Source organism: Streptomyces sp. NPDC060205, assembly GCF_042728395.1.
Lineage (GTDB): Bacteria > Actinomycetota > Actinomycetes > Streptomycetales > Streptomycetaceae > Streptomyces.
The window spans coordinates 1-2,064 of record NZ_JBHWZP010000609.1 but is presented as its reverse complement, the minus strand read 5'-3'; the positions used below and the strand labels follow the sequence as shown (position 1 = coordinate 2,064).

The following is a 2,064-nucleotide window of genomic DNA, read 5'->3' as shown; positions in this document are numbered from 1 at the left end:
CCTGACGGGGCGCGGCCCTGATGGGGCGCAGCCCCTCTCAGGGGCGCGGGGAACTGCGCGGCCCGCCCCCACCGGGCCGCAGAGGACGACGTGTGCGCCGTCTCTCACACGCTCTCGCGCCACAGACTCGTGATCGGCAGGCGCCGGTCCTTGCCGAAACCCTTCGCCGAGATCTTCGTACCCGGCGGGTACTGCCGCCGCTTGTACTCGGCCGTATCCACCATCCGAAGCGTCTTCGTGACCACCTCGGCGTCGAACCCCGCCGCCACGATCGCGTCGGCCCCGGTGTCCCGGTCGACGTACAGCTCCAGAATCGCGTCCAGGACGGGATAGTCCGGCAGCGAGTCCGTGTCGACCTGCCCCGGCCGCAGCTCGGCGCTCGGCGGCTTGGAGATGGAGTTCTCCGGGATCGGCGGCGTCTGCCCCCGCTCGGCCGCGGCCCGGTTGCGCCACTCGGCGAGCCGGAAGATCGACGTCTTGTAGACGTCCTTGATCGGCCCGTACGCGCCCACGGAGTCGCCGTACAGCGTCGAGTACCCCACCGCCAGCTCGGACTTGTTGCCCGGCGCCAGCACGATGTGCCCCTCCTGGTTGGACAGGGCCATCAGCATGGTGCCGCGCAGCCGCGACTGGAGGTTCTCCTCGGCCAGCCCGGTCAGCCCCAGCGACTCCATGTACGCGTCGAACATCGGCTCGATCGGTACGGTCCGGAAGTTGAGCCCGGTCCGCCGCGCCAGCTCGGCCGCGTCGCCCTTGGAGTGGTCCGAGGAGTACTTGGACGGCATCGACACGCCGTACACGTTCTGCGCGCCGAGCGCGTCGCAGGCGATCGCGGCGACGAGCGCGGAGTCGATCCCGCCCGAGAGCCCGATCAGCACGGAGCGGAAACCGTTCTTCGCGGCGTACGCCCGCAGGCCCACCACGAGCGCGGAGTACACCTCCTCGTCGGCGTCCAGCCGCTCGGCGTACCCGCCGGACAGCTCCGCTTCGTACGGCGGCAGCGGCTCGTCGGAGATGACGAGGTGATCGATGCGCAGCCCGTCGTCCACGACGCCCGAGGGCGGCACGGGGGCGGCGGCGGGCAGGTCCAGGTCGAGGACGACACACCCCTCGGAGAACTGGGGCGCCCGCGCGACGACCTCGCCGTGCCGGTCCACGACGATCGAGTCGCCGTCGAAGACCAGCTCGTCCTGGCCGCCGATCATGGCCAGGTAGGCGGTCGTGCAGCCGGCCTCCTGCGCGCGCTTGCGCACGAGGTCGAGGCGGGTGTCGTCCTTGTCGCGCTCGTACGGGGAGGCGTTGATCGACAGCAGCAGGCCCGCCCCGGCGGAACGGGTCGCCGGGACCCGGCCGCCGTCCTGCCAGAGGTCCTCGCAGATGGCGAGCGCCACGTCGATGCCGTGCACCCGGACGACCGGGAGGGTGTCGCCGGGCACGAAGTAGCGGAACTCGTCGAAGACGCCGTAGTTCGGCAGGTGGTGCTTGGCGAAGGTGAGGACCACCTCGCCGTGGTGCAGCACCGCCGCGGCGTTGCGCGGGGCGCCGGCCGGCTGCCCGTACCTGGGCTGGGCCTTCTCGGAGCGGTCCAGGTAGCCGACGACGACCGGCAGCTCCCCGAACCCCTCCTCGGCGAGCCGTGCGGCGAGGGCGTGCAGGGCCGCGCGGGACGCCTCCACGAAGGACGACCGCAGGGCCAGGTCCTCCACGGGGTAGCCGGTCAGCACCATCTCGGGGAACGCGACGAGGTGCGCTCCCTGCTCGGCGGAGTGCCGGGTCCAGCGGATGACCGCCTCGGCGTTCCCGGCGAGATCGCCGACGGTCGAGTCGATCTGATTCAGGGCGAGGCGTAGTTGAGGCACGGACCCAGTGTAATCGTCAAACCGACGTTATGGCCTCCCGACCCCACCGCACTCCTGCCGTATCCACGCCTCTGTTCTTACCTGCGGGCCCGGTGGGGGTTGGCCGCGCCGTTCCCCGCGCCCCTGAAAGCCGGGCCCGGTGGGGGCTGACCACGTGCTTCCCCGCGCCCTTCAAAGACAAAGGATTGCGCCGTTCCCCGCGCCC

Annotated in this window: 1 protein-coding gene; it reads right to left on the bottom strand. The window is 71.5% G+C overall.

Going from position 1 to position 2,064, the window contains the following annotated elements:
• Nucleotides 1–104: 104 nt before the first annotated feature.
• On the bottom strand, nucleotides 105–1,859 hold the full coding sequence (locus ACFWGJ_RS43470; protein ID WP_387334507.1) for an NAD+ synthase: 1,755 nt from the start codon (nucleotides 1,857–1,859) through the stop codon (nucleotides 105–107).
• Between the last annotated feature and the right edge of the window lie 205 nt (nucleotides 1,860–2,064).